14 protein-coding genes are annotated in these 16,885 nt (G+C 71.1%); 8 read left to right on the top strand and 6 right to left on the bottom strand.

Annotated elements, in window-relative coordinates; genetic code table 11:
- Positions 1-72: 72 nt before the first annotated feature.
- The gene (gene hrcA / locus ACFV61_RS06110; RefSeq protein ID WP_063347523.1) at positions 73-1,107 is read right to left on the bottom strand and encodes a heat-inducible transcriptional repressor HrcA; all 1,035 of its coding nucleotides are present in this window, start codon (positions 1,105-1,107) and stop codon (positions 73-75) included.
- 263 nt (positions 1,108-1,370) lie between these two features.
- Between hrcA and htpX the strand changes: the two genes are divergently transcribed.
- From htpX to ACFV61_RS06125, 3 genes are all read left to right on the top strand, one after another.
- Entirely contained in the window at positions 1,371-2,291 is a 921-nt protein-coding gene (gene htpX, locus ACFV61_RS06115) for a zinc metalloprotease HtpX (protein WP_063347524.1), read from the top strand.
- A 71-nt stretch (positions 2,292-2,362) separates the two neighbouring features.
- On the top strand, positions 2,363-2,947 hold the full coding sequence (locus ACFV61_RS06120; RefSeq protein ID WP_363369929.1) for a hypothetical protein: 585 nt from the start codon (positions 2,363-2,365) through the stop codon (positions 2,945-2,947).
- Between the two features lie 24 nt (positions 2,948-2,971).
- Complete coding sequence (locus ACFV61_RS06125) at positions 2,972-3,799, top strand: DUF3097 domain-containing protein (protein WP_063347526.1); 828 nt, start codon at positions 2,972-2,974, stop codon at positions 3,797-3,799.
- A gap of 6 nt (positions 3,800-3,805) precedes the next feature.
- Here ACFV61_RS06125 and ACFV61_RS06130 read toward each other — a convergent pair whose 3' ends face one another.
- From ACFV61_RS06130 to ACFV61_RS06140, 3 genes are read right to left on the bottom strand one after another with little or no spacing between them, the layout of a single operon-like run.
- Entirely contained in the window at positions 3,806-4,363 is a 558-nt protein-coding gene (locus tag ACFV61_RS06130; protein WP_380425432.1) for a Uma2 family endonuclease, read from the bottom strand.
- A 41-nt stretch (positions 4,364-4,404) separates the two neighbouring features.
- On the bottom strand, positions 4,405-5,634 hold the full coding sequence (gene hemW, locus ACFV61_RS06135; protein WP_380490357.1) for a radical SAM family heme chaperone HemW: 1,230 nt from the start codon (positions 5,632-5,634) through the stop codon (positions 4,405-4,407).
- 58 nt (positions 5,635-5,692) lie between these two features.
- The gene (locus ACFV61_RS06140; protein ID WP_380490359.1) at positions 5,693-7,708 is read right to left on the bottom strand and encodes an AMP-dependent synthetase/ligase; all 2,016 of its coding nucleotides are present in this window, start codon (positions 7,706-7,708) and stop codon (positions 5,693-5,695) included.
- Positions 7,709-8,067: 359 nt separating this feature from the next.
- Here ACFV61_RS06140 and ACFV61_RS06145 point away from each other — a divergent pair, with 359 nt between their 5' ends.
- Together ACFV61_RS06145 and ACFV61_RS06150 are read left to right on the top strand one after the other, a co-directional pair.
- Positions 8,068-9,801: an ABC transporter ATP-binding protein gene (locus ACFV61_RS06145; RefSeq protein WP_063347530.1), complete on the top strand. Its 1,734-nt coding sequence runs from the start codon at positions 8,068-8,070 to the stop codon at positions 9,799-9,801.
- A gap of 209 nt (positions 9,802-10,010) precedes the next feature.
- Entirely contained in the window at positions 10,011-11,909 is a 1,899-nt protein-coding gene (locus ACFV61_RS06150; protein ID WP_380490361.1) for an ABC transporter ATP-binding protein, read from the top strand.
- A 217-nt stretch (positions 11,910-12,126) separates the two neighbouring features.
- Here ACFV61_RS06150 and lepA read toward each other — a convergent pair whose 3' ends face one another.
- Positions 12,127-13,995 (bottom strand): translation elongation factor 4, encoded by a 1,869-nt coding sequence (gene lepA / locus ACFV61_RS06155; RefSeq protein ID WP_079135577.1) that lies wholly within the window; start codon positions 13,993-13,995, stop codon positions 12,127-12,129.
- Positions 13,996-14,183: 188 nt separating this feature from the next.
- Here lepA and ACFV61_RS06160 point away from each other — a divergent pair, with 188 nt between their 5' ends.
- Both ACFV61_RS06160 and rpsT read left to right on the top strand, forming a co-directional pair.
- Positions 14,184-14,489 carry an antibiotic biosynthesis monooxygenase family protein gene (locus ACFV61_RS06160; RefSeq protein WP_380336856.1) on the top strand — a complete coding sequence of 102 codons (306 nt, stop codon included), beginning with the start codon at positions 14,184-14,186 and terminating at the stop codon, positions 14,487-14,489.
- 174 nt (positions 14,490-14,663) lie between these two features.
- A complete protein-coding gene (gene rpsT, locus ACFV61_RS06165) occupies positions 14,664-14,933 on the top strand; it encodes a 30S ribosomal protein S20 (RefSeq protein WP_063347533.1) in 270 nt (89 codons plus the stop codon).
- A gap of 405 nt (positions 14,934-15,338) precedes the next feature.
- On the opposite strand, the gene holA is transcribed toward rpsT, so the two are convergent.
- A complete protein-coding gene (gene holA / locus ACFV61_RS06170; protein ID WP_063347534.1) occupies positions 15,339-16,337 on the bottom strand; it encodes a DNA polymerase III subunit delta in 999 nt (332 codons plus the stop codon).
- A 158-nt stretch (positions 16,338-16,495) separates the two neighbouring features.
- Between holA and ACFV61_RS06175 the strand changes: the two genes are divergently transcribed.
- A complete protein-coding gene (locus ACFV61_RS06175; RefSeq protein WP_244293349.1) occupies positions 16,496-16,789 on the top strand; it encodes a hypothetical protein in 294 nt (97 codons plus the stop codon).
- Positions 16,790-16,885 lie beyond the last annotated feature (96 nt).

The raw sequence follows: 16,885 nt of genomic DNA on the forward strand, positions 1-16,885 counted from the left end.
TGCTCCGCTTGTTCCGCCTGTAGTAGTGCTGCGACTGGACACCGCCGTCAGAGGTTCCGACGGCGGCCTGTGCTACGACTCGGCCAGGATCTGGCCCACGTACCGCGCCACCGCACGCACCGCCCCCATTGTGCCCGGATAGTCCATCCGGGTCGGACCGATCACACCCAGTTTGGCCACGCTCTCGTCGCCCGAACCGTAACCGACCGACACCACCGAGGTGGAATTCAGCCCCTCGTAGGCGATCTCCCGCCCGATCCGGACCGTCATCGCGGCGTCCGCCGTCTCACCCAGGAGACGGAGCAGGACGACCTGCTCCTCCAGGGCTTCCAGCACCGGCTGGATGGTCAGGGGGAAGTCGTGCCCGAAGCGGGTCAGGTTGGCCGTGCCGGCCAGCATGATCCGCTCCTCGTTCTGCTCGGCGAGCGCTTCGAACAGCGTCGCCAGGACCGTGCTGACGGTCGGGCGGTCCGGCGGCTCGAAACCCGCCGGGAGCTCCTCCAGGAACCCCGGCACGTCCGGCAGCCGCTGACCGACGGCCCGCGCGTTGATCCGGGCCCGCAGGTCCGCCAGGACCGTCTCGCCGACCGGGCCCGGGCAGTCGACCATCCGCTGCTCGACCCGGCCGGTGTTGGTGATCAGGACCAGCATCACCTTGGTCGGGGCCAGCGCCACCAGCTCGATGTGCCGGACGGTGGACCGCGACAGCGAGGGGTACTGCACCACCGCGACCTGCCGGGTGAGCTGGGCGAGCAGCCGCACCGTCCGCATGACCACGTCGTCCAGGTCGACGGCGCCGTCCAGGAAGTGCCGGATCGCCCGGCGCTCGGGGGCGCTCATCGGCTTGACCTCGGCGAGCTTGTCGACGAACAGGCGGTACCCCTTGTCGGTGGGGATGCGCCCGGCGCTGGTGTGCGGCTGGTGGATGTAGCCCTCCTCCTCCAGCGCCGCCATGTCGTTGCGCACGGTCGCCGGGGAGACTCCGAGGTTGTGCCGCTCCACCAGGGCCTTGGAGCCGACCGGCTCCTCGGTGCCCACATAGTCCTGGACGATCGCGCGGAGCACGGCGAGCTTGCGGTCGTCCAGCTGGCGAACCTCACCGGCCATGGGGCACACACCTCCGTCTTCGCACGTTGTCCGTTCGTGTCACGCATGCTGCTGCCCGCTCCGGGAGGATCCCGGCTCCGGCACCCGCTTTGGCACTCTGAACCTGCGAGTGCCAAAACCGTACCTGCCAGTGTAAGGCCCGGGCCCAACGGCAGGAACGGCCCGGCCGGAGTGATCCTGCCCGCAGTTCCCGGCGCGGGGGTGGTGCCGCAGGGCCGTCCGGGTGGCAGCATCGAAGACGACGGCGAATGGAGGAGCAAGCAATGTCGAGCTCGGGCCAGCACACCCGTTTCGCGCCCGACCGCGGCCTGACCGGCCGCATGGTCGTGACGATGTTCGTGATCGGGCTGCTGTACGTCGGTTTCACCGGTCTGCTGATCGTGCTGCTGCGCGGCGCCTGGCCACTGATCGTCCTGATCTCCGGCGGGCTGTTCGTGGCCCAGTTCTGGTTCAGCGACAAGATCACCGAACGGGCGATGGGCGCCCACCAGGTGACCCCTGAGCAGTACCCGCAACTGCACGGCACCATCGACCGGCTCTGCGCGCTGGCCGACATGCCCAAACCCCGGGTGGCGGTCGCCGACAACGACATGCCGAACGCCTTCGCCACCGGCCGCAACCCGCAGAACGCCGTGGTGTGCGTCACCACCGGCCTGCTGCGCCGGCTGGAGCCCGAGGAACTGGAGGGCGTCCTCGCCCACGAGCTGTCCCACGTCGCCCACCGGGACGTCGCGGTGATGACCATCGCCGGCTTCCTCGGCGTCCTCGCCGGGGCCATGACCCGGATCGCCATGTACGGCGGGTTCATGGGCGGCAACCGCAACAACAACGACCAGAACGCGGCCATCGTCGCCCTGATCATCCCGCTGGTGTCGATGGTCGTCTACGCCATCAGCTTCCTGCTCACCCGGCTCCTGTCCCGCTACCGGGAACTCGCCGCCGACCGCGCCGCCGCCCAGCTCACCGGCCGGCCCAGCGCCCTCGCCTCCGCGCTCACCAAGGTCACCGGCCAGATCGCCGCCATCCCCAGCAAGGACCTGCGCCAGGCACAGCCCTACAACGCCTTCTACTTCGCCCCCGCGCTGAGCGCCCGGGAGACCGCCTCGCAGCTGTTCTCCACCCACCCGACGCTGGAGAAGCGGCTCGCGGAGCTGGCGAAGATCTCCGAGCAGCTCGGCCGCTGAGGCCCCGGCCCCCTGCGGCCCTCCCGCCCCCCTCCTGGCTCCTCCCGACTCCCTCCCCCGAAAGGACCGCCGTGGGAATCCTGGACACCCTGTTCGGGCGCACCAAGCCCGTCAAGCCCGACCTCGACCAGCTGTTCGGCGTCCCGTCCGCCGCCCTCACCCTGGAGGCCGCGGCCGGGTTCACCCCCACCGGGCTCGGCTCGGTCTGCTTCGCCGCCGTCGAGGGCGCGGCCTTCGGCCAGGTCGAACAACAGGTGCGGGCGCTGCTCGACGCCGACACCGAGCGCGGCGGCGTCCCGGTCGAGGCCTCCAAGGACGGCTACGGCTACTCCTGGCTGCTCGCCCGGCACACCCCCGAGGAACTGCCGGACCTGGTCAACGACCTGCACGCGGTCAACAGCGAGCTGGAGGCGAACGGCTTCGGGCCGCAACTGCTCTGCTCGCTGGTCGGCTTCCGCAACCCGGACGGGCAGTCGCTGGCCCTGGTCTACCTCTACAAGCGCGGCACCTTCTACCCCTTCGCCCCGATGCCCGGCGGCGGGGAGCGGCGCAACAGCCCGCTGGAGCTCCAGGTCAACGCGACGCTCGGGAACGACCTGCGGCTGGAGAAGGACCTCAGCCGCTGGTTCCCGGTCTGGGGCGCGCCGGGCCTCTGACGGTCCGTCCGTATAGTCGCTTTCATGCACAGCCGCCAGTACGGACCCGACCTGACCCCGCCGTGGAAGAAGCAGCAGCCCGCCCCGGAGGTGACCGCCGAACGGGACCTGGTGGTGGAGGAGGCCGCCACCGGCTTCTGCGGCGCGGTGGTGCGCTGCGAGAAGACCGCCGAGGGCTTCACCGTCACCCTGGAGGACCGCTTCGGCAAGCTCCGGGTGTTCCCGCTGGTGCCGCGCGGCTTCCTGCTGGAGGGCCGGACGGTCACCCTGGTGCGCCCGGCCGGCCCCGCCCCCTCCCGCACGCCGGGCCGCACCGCCTCCGGCTCGGTCGCCGTCCCCGGCGCCCGGGCCCGGGTCGCCCGCGAGTCGCGGATCTACGTCGAGGGCCGGCACGACGCCGAACTGGTCGAGCGGGTCTGGGGCGACGACCTGCGGATCGAGGGCGTGGTCGTCGAATACCTGGAGGGCGTGGACGACCTGCCCGCGATCGTCGCCGACTTCGCCCCCGGCCCGGGCCGGCGCCTCGGCGTCCTGGTCGACCACCTGCTCCCCGGCACCAAGGAGCACCGCATCGCCGCCCAGGTCACCGGCGACGCCGTCCTGGTCGTCGGCCACCCGTACATCGACATCTGGCAGGCCGTGAAGCCCGCCTCCGTCGGCATCCCCGGCTGGCCCGCCGTCCCCCGCGGCGAGGAGTGGAAGGAGGGCGTCTGCCGCCGCCTCGGCTGGCCGGTGAACACCCCCGCCGCCTGGAAGCGGATCCTCTCCACAGTGGACAGCTACAAGGACCTGGAGCCGGAACTGCTGGGCAAAGTCGAGGAGTTGATCGACTTCGTGACGATTCCGGAGTGAGGTCGGTCAGACGTACTGCTGAAAGTCCGTGGTGTCCAGATCGATATCGAGCAGGCCGATGGGGACGGGCTCCCCGAACTTACTGGTCCGCTCGGACATGTACCTCGGGAGCCCGGACCCGGGGTGCTTGCCCAACTCGGTCAGCAGCACGCAGACCCCCTTGATCGGGTCCACGATCAGGTACGCAGGAACGGTGCCCTCGGCGTAGAGCTCCCGCTTGGTCCGGTAATCACGATCGACGCTGGTCTTCGACACCACCTCGACCACCAGGGTGACGGCAGGCGACGGCAGCAGTCGTCCGTGCTCCTCGACCGCCCCGCGTTCGAAGACGACCAGGTCGGGCTGGGGTTCGCTCGCCTGGCCGGGGATCCTCAGGTCCTGGGTCGTGAGCGGACGCCACCGGCCGTACGGAAGCTGGTGCTGAATCGCCAGGACGATGAGGTTGTGGACCATGTCAGGCCCCGCCATCATCACGATTTCCCCCCTGATGAGCTCGGCCTTGACGCCTTCCGGCACCTCCAGGTTCTCGAAGATCCCGGTCATCCGATCATCGATGGCGGTCATCGCACGCTCCCTCCGACGGCTGACACCCACGCTAACGAATGTCAGTCCACCAGGTCACGTACGACCGCGTCGGCGAGCAGGCGGCCCTGGAGGGTGAGGACGGCGCGGCCCCCGGCGTACGGCTCGGCGGCGAGGAGGCCGTCGGCGAGGTGGCGGGCGGCGGCGGCGCGGCCGGTGTCGGTGAGGAGGGTGAGCGGGATGCCCTCGGCGAGGCGCAGTTCCAGCAGGATGCGCTCGACCCGGCGGTCCTCCTCGGCGAGCACCTCGCGGCCCAGGGCGGGGGTGCGGCCCTCGGCGAGGGCCTGGGCGTAGGCGGCGGGGTGCTTGGCGTTCCACCAGCGGACGCCGCCGACGTGGCTGTGCGCGCCCGGGCCGGCGCCCCACCAGTCGGCGCCGGTCCAGTACAGCTCGTTGTGGCGGCAGCGGCCCTCGGGGGTGGTGGCCCAGTTGGAGACCTCGTACCAGGTGTAGCCGGCGGCGCTGAGCGCCTGTTCGGCGATGAGGTAGCGGTCGGCGTGCACGTCGTCGTCGATCATCGGCAGTTCGCCGCGCTTGACCCGGGCGGCGAGCTTGGTGCCGTCCTCGACGATCAGGGAGTACGCGGAGACGTGGTCGGGCCCGGCGCCGATGGCGGCGTCCAGGGAGGCGCGCCAGTCGTCGTCGGACTCGCCGGGGGTGCCGTAGATGAGGTCCAGGTTGACGTGGTCGAAGCCGGCGGCGCGGGCCTCGGCGACGCAGGCCTCGGGGCGGCCGGGGGTGTGGTGGCGGTCGAGCAGCTTCAGGACGTGCGGGCGGGTGCTCTGCATGCCGAAGGAAATCCGGTTGTAGCCGCCCTCGCGCAGTTCGGCCAGGTAGGCCGGGTCGACGGACTCCGGGTTGGCCTCGGTGGTGACCTCGGCGCCGTCGGCGAGCCCGAACTCCTCGCGCAGCGCGGCGAGCATCTTCACCAGGTCGCGGGCGGGCAGCAGGGTGGGGGTGCCGCCGCCGAGGAAGACGGTCTGCACCGGCAGGTCGACCGGGCCGAGGACCTGGCGGGCCAGCCGGATCTCGGCGACCACGTTGTCCGCGTAGGTCTCCTGGGAGGCGACCGCCCCGGAGGAGCGCAGTTCGGTGGCGGTGTAGGTGTTGAAGTCGCAGTAGCCGCAGCGGCTGGCGCAATAGGGCACGTGCAGGTAGAAGCCGAACGGCCGCTGCCCGAGACCGGTGCGGGCGGATGCGGGCAGGGAACCGTCGGACGGCACCGGTTCGCCGTCGGGGAGTGCGGAGGGCATGACCCCATTGTCCCGTACGGCTCACCCGAACCGGTGAGCCGTACGGGGGCGGGGCCGATCAGGCCTCGTTGGCGCCCGCGTACATCGCGGTGACGGCGTCCGCGTAGGTCCGCTCGACCACCGGGCGCTTGATCTTCAGGCTCGGGGTGAGCTCGCCGTGCTCGATGTCGAGATCGCGCGGCAGCAGGTGGAACTTCTTGATCGTCTGCCAGCGCTGGAGGTCGGCGTTGAGCCGCTTGACGAAGCCCTCGATCAGCTGGTGCACCTGCGGGTCGGCGGTCACCTCGGCGTAGGACTTGCCCTTCAGCCCGTGCTCGGCGGCCCACGGCATGATGACCGCCTCGTCCAGGCCGATCAACGCGGTGCAGAAGTTGCGGCCGTTGCCGATCACGAGGATGTTGCTGACGAACGGGCAGACCGCCTTGAACCTGCCCTCGACCTCGCTGGGCGCGACGTACTTGCCGCCGGAGGTCTTGAACAGGTCCTTCTTGCGGTCGGTTATCCGCAGGAAGCCGTCGGGGCCGAGCTCGCCGATGTCCTCGGTGTGGAACCAGCCGTCGGCCTCCAGCACCTCGGCGGTCTTCTCGGGCAGGTCGTGGTAGCCGCGCATGACGCCGGGGCCGCGCAGCAGGATCTCGCCGTCCTCGGCGATCCGGACCTCGGTGCCGGGCAGCGGGCGGCCCACGGTGCCGATCCGGATGTCCTCCTCACGGTTGACGCAGGAGCCGGCGCTGGTCTCGCTGAGGCCGTAGCCCTCCAGGATCGGCACGCCGGCGCCGAGGAAGAAGTAGCCGATCTCGGGCGCGAGCGCGGCGCTGCCGGAGACGGCGCCGCGCAGCCGGCCGCCGAAGGCCGCGCGGATCTTGGCGTAGACCAGTTTGTCGGCCAGGCCGTGCTGGAGCCTGAGGCCCAGCGGGGCGGTGCCGGTGCCGGTGCCGGTGGCGATCCGGCTCTCCTGGACGGCGCGGGCGTGCTCGCGGGCGACCTTGGCGGCCCACCGGAAGATCTTGTACTTGGCGCCGCCCTCGGCCCGGGCCCGGCCGGCGATGCCGTTGTAGACCTTCTCGAAGATGCGCGGCGCCGAGGCCATCACGGTCGGCCGGATGACCGGCAGGTTGTGGATGATCCGGTCGACCCGGCCGTCCACGGCCATCACGTGGCCGGTGGCGATCTGGCCGGAGATCAGCGTCTTGCCGAACACGTGCGACAGCGGCAGCCACATGAACTGGACGTCGTCGGAGCGCAGCAGCCCGCTGGCCTCCTGGGCCCGGGCCTCGTACGCCCAGCAGTCGTGCACCAGGCGCACGCCCTTGGGGCGGCCGGTGGTGCCGGAGGTGTAGATGAGGGTGGCCAGCTGCTCCTTGTCGAGCGCGGCGACGGTCTTCTCGACCGCGTCCGGGTGCTGCTCCAGGTACTCGGCGCCGCGCTGCTCCAGCTCGGCGAGAGTGAGCACGGTGAGGGCGTTCAGACCCTCGGCCTCGGGGGTACTGGCCTCTGGGGCGCCCGCCTCGGCGGCATCAGTCCCAGCGGCGTCACTCCCGGCGGCGTCGGCCTCGGGGGCGTCGGCCTCGGGGGCGTCGAAGAGGATGACGGTCCGCAGCTCGGGCAGCTGTCCGAGCTGGTCGACGGCCTTGGCGAGTTGGGCGGAGTTCTCCGCGAACAGCGCCCTGGAACCGGAGTTGGAGAGGATGAACGCGGTCTCGTCGGCGTTGGTGCTGGGATAGACGGTCGTGGTGGCGGCACCCGCGCACATGTTCCCGAGGTCGGCGATGATCCATTCGAGCCGGGTGGAGGAGGCGAGCGCCACCCGGTCCTCCGGCTGGATGCCGAGCGCCATCAGCCCGGCGGCCACCGCCTTGACCCGGGCCGCGGTCTGCGCCCAGGTCAGCGAGCGCCACTGCTCGGCGCCGGGGGCGCTGTCCGCGGCGTGCTCGTCGACCGGGGCCGGGTAGCGGTAGGCCTCGGCGTTCGGGGTGGCGGCGACCCGCTCCAGGAAGAGGTGGGCGACGGAGGCGGGACGCCCGGCGACCAAGTCGGCACTGCCGGAGTCGATCAGGGACTGCGCGGAACTCAACGAGGACCTCCGGGGGCGGGTGGCCGTCTGAGGGATGGTTTCGGCGCCCGTGGGGGGCGGTCGCCGGGCCCCCGGTCAACCCTGGCGATACCGGCGAGTAACAAGGGGGCAATCAGCAGCCTAGGGGGAAACCGGTCATTCCGTAAGAGGGCGGGGCCCGGCCGGCACACCACCGCGCCACCGGTGCCCGACGACGACTCCGCCCCGCGCCCCGGTGAACCCCTGCAACCGGGCCCGCCGTACGGTTCGGCAAAGGACTGGGCAAACCTGCGATCCACAACTCGTGAATCTCCTGTACGAGTCCACCAAAGAACGAGAATCGGGATGCGAATCCACCCGTCGACGACAAGAGTGTGCCAGTGCTGATCAGACTTCTCAGGGCGTACCTGCGCCCGTACTCCCGACCGATCGCGCTGCTCGTGGGGCTCCAACTGGTGTCCACCCTGGCGGCGCTCTACCTGCCGACGCTCAACGCCGACATCATCGACGACGGCGTGGTCAAGGGCGACACCGGCTACATCCTGCAAGTGGGCGGGGTGATGATCGGCATCACCCTGGTCCAGGCGCTCTGCTCGATCGGCGCCGTCTACTACGGATCCCGCACCGCCATGGCCTTCGGCCGGGACGTCCGCGCCGCCGTCTTCGACCGGGTGCAGAGCTTCTCCGCCCGCGAGGTCGGCCAGTTCGGCGCCCCCTCGCTGATCACCCGCACCACCAACGACGTCCAACAGGTCCAGATGCTGGCCCTGATGAGCTTCACGCTCATGGTGGCCGCCCCGATCATGTGCGTCGGCGGCATCATCATGGCCCTCAACCAGGACGTGCCGCTGTCCGGCCTGCTGCTCGCGGTCATCCCGCTGCTCGGCGCCGTCGTCCTCCTCCTGGTCCGCTCGCTGCGCCCCAAGTTCCGCAGCATGCAGACCCGGATCGACACCGTGAACCGGGTCCTGCGCGAGCAGATCACCGGCATCCGGGTCATCCGCGCCTTCGTCAAGGACGACCACGAGCAGGCCCGCTTCGCCAAGGCCAACGGGGACCTCACCGACACCGCCCTCCAGGTCGGCCGGCTGATGTCGTTCATGTTCCCGGCCGTGATGCTGGTCGTGAACGTCTCCAGCGTCGCCGTGCTCTGGTTCGGCGCCCACCGGATCGACAACGGCGGCATGCAGATCGGCGCGCTCACCGCCTTCCTCTCCTACCTGATGCAGATCCTGATGAGCGTCATGATGGCCACCTTCATGTTCATGATGGTGCCGCGCGCCGAGGTCTGCGCCGAGCGCATCGAGGAGGTCCTCGGCACCTCCTCCAGCGTCGTCCCGCCCGCCGCGCCGATCACCGAGGTGCTGCGCCGCGGCAACCTGGAACTGCGCGACGTCGACTTCCGCTACCCCGGCGCCGAAGCCTCGGTGCTGCGCGGCATCGCCATCACCGCCCGCCCCGGCGAGACCACCGCCGTCATCGGCTCCACCGGCAGCGGCAAGTCCACCCTGCTCGGACTCGTGCCCCGGCTGTTCGACGCCACCTCCGGCCAGGTCCTGCTCGACGGCGTCGACGTGCGCGAACTCGCCCCCGAGACGATCGCCGAGAGCGTCGGCCTCGTCCCGCAGAAGCCCTACCTGTTCTCCGGCACCGTCGCCAGCAACCTCCGCTACGGCCGACCCGACGCCACCGACGAGGAACTCTGGCACGCCCTGGAGATCGCCCAGGCCAAGGACTTCGTCGAGGAACTGGCCGAAGGCCTGGACGCCCCGATCGCCCAAGGCGGCGGCAACGTCTCCGGCGGCCAGCGCCAACGCCTGGCCATCGCCCGGGCCCTGGTCCGCCAGCCCGACGTCTACCTGTTCGACGACTCCTTCTCGGCGCTCGACTACGCCACCGACGCCAGGCTGCGCAAGGCCCTCGCCCGCGAGACCTCCGACGCCACCGTGCTGATCGTCGCCCAGCGCGTCTCCACCATCCGCGACGCCGACCGGATCATCGTCCTCGACGAAGGCGCGGTCGTCGGCACCGGCACCCACCACGAACTGATGGCCGACAACCCGACGTACCGGGAGATCGTGCTCTCCCAGCTCACCGAGCAGGAGGCGGCGTGACCACCCCCGGCAAGCCCGACGCGGACACCAGGACCGCGGACACCGCGACAGCGGACCCCGAGGCCGCGGACACCAGAACCGCGGACCCCGAGACCACGGACACCACACAACCCGACCCGGACACCAAGGCCGCGGACCCCGCCGACGAACTGCCCAGCGACTCGCAGGCCGCCGCCGCCCGCCGCGGCCCCGCCGGACCGGGCCGCTTCATGGGCGGCCAGGGCACCGAGAAGTCCATGGACTTCAAGGGCTCCGGCAAGCGGCTGCTCGCCCTGCTGCGCCCCGAACGCAACCTGATCTCCGGCGTGCTGGCCCTCGGCGTGCTCAGCATCGGCTGCGCCGTCACCGGCCCCAAGGTCCTCGGCAACGCCACCGACCTGATCTTCGCCGGCGTCGTCGGCGCCCGCTTCGAACCCGGCACCTCCAAGGCGCAGATCGTCGAGGGGCTGCGCGCCCACGGCGAGAGCGGCGTCGCCGGCCTGCTCTCCTCGGTGGACTTCACCCCCGGCCAGGGCATGGACTTCGGCGCCATCGGCACCGTCCTGCTCTGGGTGCTGGTCATCTACCTCGCCTCCGCCCTGTTCGGCATCGTCCAGGGCCGGCTGGCCACCACGGCGATCCAGCGGGCCGGCTACCGGCTGCGCCAGGACGTCGAGGCCAAAATCGCCCGACTGCCGCTCAGCTACTTCGACAAGCAGCCGCGCGGCGAGGTGCTCAGCCGGGTCACCAACGACATCGACAACATCAGCCAGTCCATGCAGCAGACCATGGGACAGGTCGTCAACTCGCTGCTCACCGTGGTCGGCGTGCTGGCGATGATGTTCTGGATCTCCCCGCTGCTGGCAACGATCGCCCTGGTCTCGGTGCCGCTGTCGGTGGTCGTCGCCGCCAAGGTCGGCAAGCGGGCGCAGCCCCAGTTCGTCCAGCAGTGGAAGTCCACCGGCCAACTCAACGCGCACATCGAGGAGATGTACACCGGCCACACCCTGGTCAAGGTGTTCGGCCGCCAGCGCGAGTCCGCCGAGACCTTCCGCGAGCACAACGAGGCGCTGTACACCTCCAGCTTCCGGGCGCAGTTCATCTCCGGGATCATCCAGCCCGCGATGATGCTGATCGGCAACCTGCAGTACGTGCTCGTCGCGGTCGTCGGCGGCCTGCGGGTGGCCAGCGGCGCGCTGTCCATCGGCGACGTGCAGGCGTTCATCCAGTACTCGCGGCAGTTCAGCCAGCCGCTCACCCAGGTCGCCAGCATGGCCAACCTGGTGCAGTCCGGGGTCGCCTCCGCCGAGCGCGTCTTCGAACTGCTGGACGCCCCCGAGCAGACCCCCGAACCGGCCGTGTCCGAGCGGCCCGACACCATCCACGGCCGGGTCGCCTTCCAGGACGTGTCCTTCCGCTACGACCCCGAGAAGCCGCTCATCGAGGACCTCTCGCTCAAGGTCGAACCCGGCCAGACCGTCGCCATCGTCGGCCCCACCGGCGCCGGCAAGACCACCCTGGTCAACCTCCTGATGCGGTTCTACGAGGTCAGCTCCGGACGCATCACCCTCGACGGGGTCGACGTCTCCGCGATGTCCCGCGAGGACCTGCGCTCCGGCATCGGCATGGTGCTCCAGGACACCTGGCTGTTCGGCGGCACCATCGCCGACAACATCGCCTACGGCGCCCAGGGAGCCACCCGCGAGCAGGTCGTCGAGGCCGCCAAGGCCGCCCACGTCGACCGCTTCGTGCGCACCCTGCCGGACGGCTACGACACCGTCATCGACGACGACGGCGCCGGGGTCAGCGCGGGCGAGAAGCAGCTGATCACCATCGCCCGGGCGTTCCTCGCCCAGCCGTCGATCCTCGTCCTGGACGAGGCGACCAGCTCCGTCGACACCCGCACCGAGGTGCTGATCCAGCGGGCCATGGCCCGGCTGCGCACCGGCCGCACCAGCTTCGTGATCGCGCACCGGCTCTCCACCATCCGGGACGCCGACGTGATCCTGGTGATGGAGAACGGCTCGATCGTCGAACAGGGCTCGCACGACGAGCTGATCGCCGCTCACGGCGCCTACGCGCGGCTGTACCAGGCGCAGTTCGCGGAGGCCGTGGCCGAGGTGGACTGACCGCCGCACACCGCCGGTGCCGAGCCGGGGCGGGCCCGAACCGCCCCGGCTCCTCGTCCGCGGCGCGCTGCGGCGGGGGAAGCTGCGGCGGGGGAAGCTGCGGCGGTCCGCTCCGGCGGGGAAACTGCGGCGGCCCGCTCCGGCGGCCCGCTCCGGTGGAGAGAACGAGGAGGGGCCCGGGCGGTTGTCCGCCCGGGCCCCTCTCACGCGCCTGTGGTTACTTCTTTTCCTTCGGCGCCTCGGCGTCTGTGGACAGCGCGGCGATGAAGGCCTCCTGCGGGACCTCCACGCGGCCGACCATCTTCATCCGCTTCTTGCCTTCCTTCTGCTTCTCCAGCAGCTTGCGCTTGCGCGAGATGTCACCGCCGTAGCACTTGGCGAGGACGTCCTTGCGGATCGCGCGGACCGTCTCACGGGCGATCACCCGGGAGCCGATGGCCGCCTGGATCGGCACCTCGAACTGCTGGCGCGGGATCAGCTTCTGCAGCTTGCCCGCCATCATCACGCCGTAGCCGTAGGCCTTGTCCTTGTGCACGATCGCGGAGAAGGCGTCCACCGCGTCACCGTGCAGCAGGATGTCGACCTTCACCAGCTGGGCGGACTGCTCGCCGATGGGCTCGTAGTCGAGCGAGGCGTAGCCGCGGGTCTTGGACTTCAGCTGGTCGAAGAAGTCGAAGACGATCTCGGCGAGCGGAAGGGTGTAGCGCAGCTCGACCCGGTCCTCGGACAGGTAGTCCATGCCCTGGAGGTTGCCGCGGCGGGACTGGCAGAGCTCCATGATCGCGCCGACGAACTCGTTGGGCGCCAGGATGGTGCCGCGCACGACCGGCTCGTACACCTCGGCAAGCTTGCCGGTCGGGAACTCGCTCGGGTTGGTGACGATGTGCTCGGTGCCGTCCTCCATGACCACCCGGTAGACCACGTTCGGGGCGGTGGAGATCAGGTCGAGGTTGAACTCGCGCTCCAGGCGCTCCCGGATGATCTCCAGGTGCAGCAGGCCGAGGAAGCCGCAGCGGTAGCCGAAGCCGAGCGCGACCGAGGTCTCCGGCTCGTACACCAGCGCGGCGTCGTTCAGCCGCAGCTTGTCCAGGGCGTCGCGCAGCAGCGGGTAGTCCGAGCCGTCCAGCGGGTACAGGCCGGAGAACACCATCGGGCGCGGCTCCTTGTAGCCGCCCAGCGCCTCGGTCGCACCCTTGTGCATCGAGGTGATGGTGTCACCCACCTTGGACTGCCGGACGTCCTTCACGCCGGTGATGATGTAGCCCACCTCGCCGACGCCCAGGCCGTCGGCGACCTTCGGCTCGGGCGAGATGACGCCGATCTCCAGCAGCTCGTGGGTGGCGCCGGTGGACATCATCGCGATCCGCTCGCGCTTGGTGAGCTGCCCGTCCACGACACGCACGTAGGTGACCACGCCGCGGTAGGAGTCGTACACCGAGTCGAAGATCATCGCGCGGGCCGGGGCGTCCTTGACGCCGACCGGGGCCGGGATGGTGTTGACGATGTGGTCCAGCAGGTCCTCGACGCCGAGGCCGGTCTTGGCGCTGACCTGCAGCACGTCCGAGGGGTCGCAGCCGATGATGTGCGCGATCTCCGCCGCGTACTTCTCCGGCTGGGCGGCCGGCAGGTCGATCTTGTTCAGCACCGGGACGATCGTGAGGTCGTTCTCCAGCGCCAGGTACAGGTTGGCGAGGGTCTGCGCCTCGATGCCCTGGGCCGCGTCGACCACCAGGATGGTGCCCTCGCAGGCCGCGAGGGAGCGGGACACCTCGTACGTGAAGTCCACGTGGCCGGGGGTGTCGATCATGTTGAGGATGTGCGTCGTCCCGGCATTCGGACCGGTCTTCGGCGCCCACGGGAGGCGGACCGCCTGCGACTTGATGGTGATGCCGCGCTCGCGCTCGATGTCCATGCGGTCGAGGTACTGGGCGCGCATCTGCCGCGGGTCGACGACGCCGGTGATCTGCAGCATCCGGTCTGCGAGCGTCGACTTGCCGTGGTCGATGTGGGCGATGATGCAGAAGTTGCGGATCAGCGCCGGGTCGGTACGGCTGGGCTCTGGCACATTGCTGGGGGTCGCGGGCACCTTGGTCCGATTCTCCGTTGGTCCGGGGCCGGGGGTGTCCTGGTCATCGCTGACCGGTTTTCCCGGGGACCGGACAGTCTCGTCCGATCGAAATAGTTCCTCCCATCTTCCCACGACCACGGCGCGGACCGCCGTTCGGTCCGCCCGGACCTTCTCCGGGCCCGCGCCAGGCGGCAGGATGACACCCCGTGATCCTCGAAAGCGCCCTGCTCGACGTCCTGCCCGGACAGGAGGACGAGTTCCTCGCCGCCTTCGCCGAGGCCCGGCCCCTGATCGCCGTCCAACAGGGCTTCCGCTCCCTGCACCTGCGGCGCTGCCTCGACGAAGGACGCGGCTCGCGATTCCTCCTCCAGGTGGAATGGGAGACGCTCGCGGACCACACCGAGGGCTTCCGCCGCTCAGCCGAGTACCGGCAGTGGCGGGAGCTGCTGCACCGCTTCTACCGGCCGTTCCCGGAGGTCGAGCACTACGGGGAGCCGGTGCTCAGTGCGTAGCCGACCCACTACTGCGCAGGCGACCCGCCGTGGGGCCGGGCTCCCGGTTTGGGGCGGGTGGCGGGCCCCTGGTAGCGTGGGCTGCTGCACCTGGCCCCGGCATGCCCTCTCAGCTGCCCGGCGGCCGCGCGGTGCAGCCCGTTCAATCCTTTTAGACAAGACTGAGGCTCCTTCGTGGCGAACATCAAGTCCCAGATCAAGCGCAACAAGACCAACGAGAAGGCGCGCCTGCGCAACAAGGCCGTCAAGTCCTCGCTGAAGACCGCCCTGCGCAAGGCCCGCGAGGCCGCTGCCGCCGGCGAGACCGAGAAGGCCACCGTGCTGGCCCGCGCCGCCTCCAAGGCGCTGGACAAGGCCGTGAGCAAGGGCGTCATCCACGCCAACCAGGCCGCCAACAAGAAGTCGGCCATCACCAAGCGCGTCAACACGGCCGCCCAGGCCTGACGCCCCGGGGGCCTCGGCCCCCACCGCCTCGGGACGGACCCGGCCCTCTACCCGGACCCCTGAGGCGCGTGAGACTCGCACCGCACGCGGCCTGCGTTCGCCACGCGGGTGCGGTGTACGAAGCAGTACGACAGGCGCCGCAGTCGGCCTCTCTCCAGAGGCCCACTGCGGCGCCTGTCGCGTTCCGCGGCCCGACCACTGTCGTCGGTCACGCGTGTCTGGGGTTCCGGGGCTCGGGGGCTCGGGGGCTCCGGCGGCGCTGCGGGCCGGCGCCTGGGGGACCGTCCGCTCGATGGGCACGTAGGCGGTGGCACGTAGGCGGTGGCAGGTGGGTCGGCAAGTAGCCGGGTAGCCGGGTAGCCGGGTCCGGCTCGTCCCGGGTTCGGTCCGGTGGCCGCGCCGCCGTCAGTACGCCGGGCGGGACCCGGCCCGGGCCGCCCGGGCGACGGCCACCACCGCGCGCTCCAGCGCGAAGGCCGGATCGTCCGAGCCGCCCTTGACGGCGGCGTCGGCCTGGGCGATCGCGGTCAGCGCGGTGGCCACCCCGTCGCCCGTCCAACCGCGCATCTGCTGGCGCACCCGATCGACCTTCCACGGCGGCATGCCCAACTCGCGGGCCAGGTCCGCCGGACGCATGTTCCGCCCGGTGGTCGCCAGCCGCCCGATGCTGCGCACGCCGGAGGCCAGTGCGTAGGTGATGCCGGTCGGCGGCTGGCCCACCGCCAGCGCCCAGCGCAGCCGCTCCAGTGCCTCCGCGGCCCGGCCGGTGACCGCCAGGTCGGCCACCTCGAAGCCCGTCGCCTCGGCCCGGCCGCTGTAGTAGCGGGCCACCACCGTCTCGTCGATCGCGCCCTCGACGTCCGAGGTCAGCTGGCTGCACGCGGCCGCCAGCTCGCGCAGGTCGCTGCCGAGCGAGTCCAGCAGGGCCTGGCAGGCCTCCGGTGTGGCCGAGCGGCCCAGCGTACGGAACTCGCCCCGGACGAAGGCCAGCCGCTCGTTCGCCTTGGTCAGCTTCGCGCACGCCACCTCGCGACCGCCCGCCTTGCGCCCGGCGTCCAGCAGGCCCTTGCCCTTGGCCCCGCCCGCGTGCGCCAGCACCATGATCACTTCTTCGGCCGGCGCCTCGATGTACGCCTTGACCTCCTTCACCGAGTCGGCGGAGAGGTCCTGCGCGGCCCGCACCACGATCACCTTGCGCTCGGCGAACAGCGACGGCGTGGTCAGCTCGGCCAGGCTGCCCGGCTGCAGGCTGCCGGGCGGCAGATCCCGCACGTCGGTGTCCGGGTCCGCCGCCTTCGCCGCCGCCACCACCTGGGCAACCGCGCGGTCCAGCAGCAGCTCCTCCTGGCCGACCGCGAGGGTCAGCGGGGCGAGCAGGTCGTCGGGTGCACTCTTCCTGGCCATCGCCTACCAGCATCCCACGGGGCGCGGACACTCCCGCCCGGGGCGACCCCGGCCCCCGGCCCCGCCCGGTCCCGCCTCTCCAGCCCGACCTGCCCGACCCGGCCCGCCCGACCCGACCTGCCCGACCGCGCCGATCACCCGACCTGGAGAATGGTCCGGTGACCGAGAACCACACCACCGACCTGCCGGACGTCAACGACCCGCACGCCCGGCAACTGCTCGTCCTGCCCGACCGCGACGCCGCCGAGGACGCCTCCGAGGAGCTCAGCGCCGCCCACCCCGACCTCGGCGAGCTCGACCTCGTCCGGGACGCCCTGGCCGGCGAGGACGACGCCGAGGACGCCCAGTGGCTGGTCGTCGTCGAGCCCCCGGAGGAGGGCTGGACCCCGGCCCTGCTGCGCGCCCTCGACGCCCTCGCCGTCGAGCACGAGGGCTGGCGCGAGGAAGGCTGACCCGGCCGGCCCTTCCACCAGCTCGCGTTCGACGGTCGAGCGCGACGCACCACCGCAGGTGCCCGTACTTCGGCGCGCTCCGGGCGGGGCCCGGAG

Source organism: Kitasatospora sp. NPDC059817 (genome assembly GCF_042731835.1).
In the GTDB taxonomy this organism is placed as follows: Bacteria; Actinomycetota; Actinomycetes; order Streptomycetales; family Streptomycetaceae; genus Kitasatospora.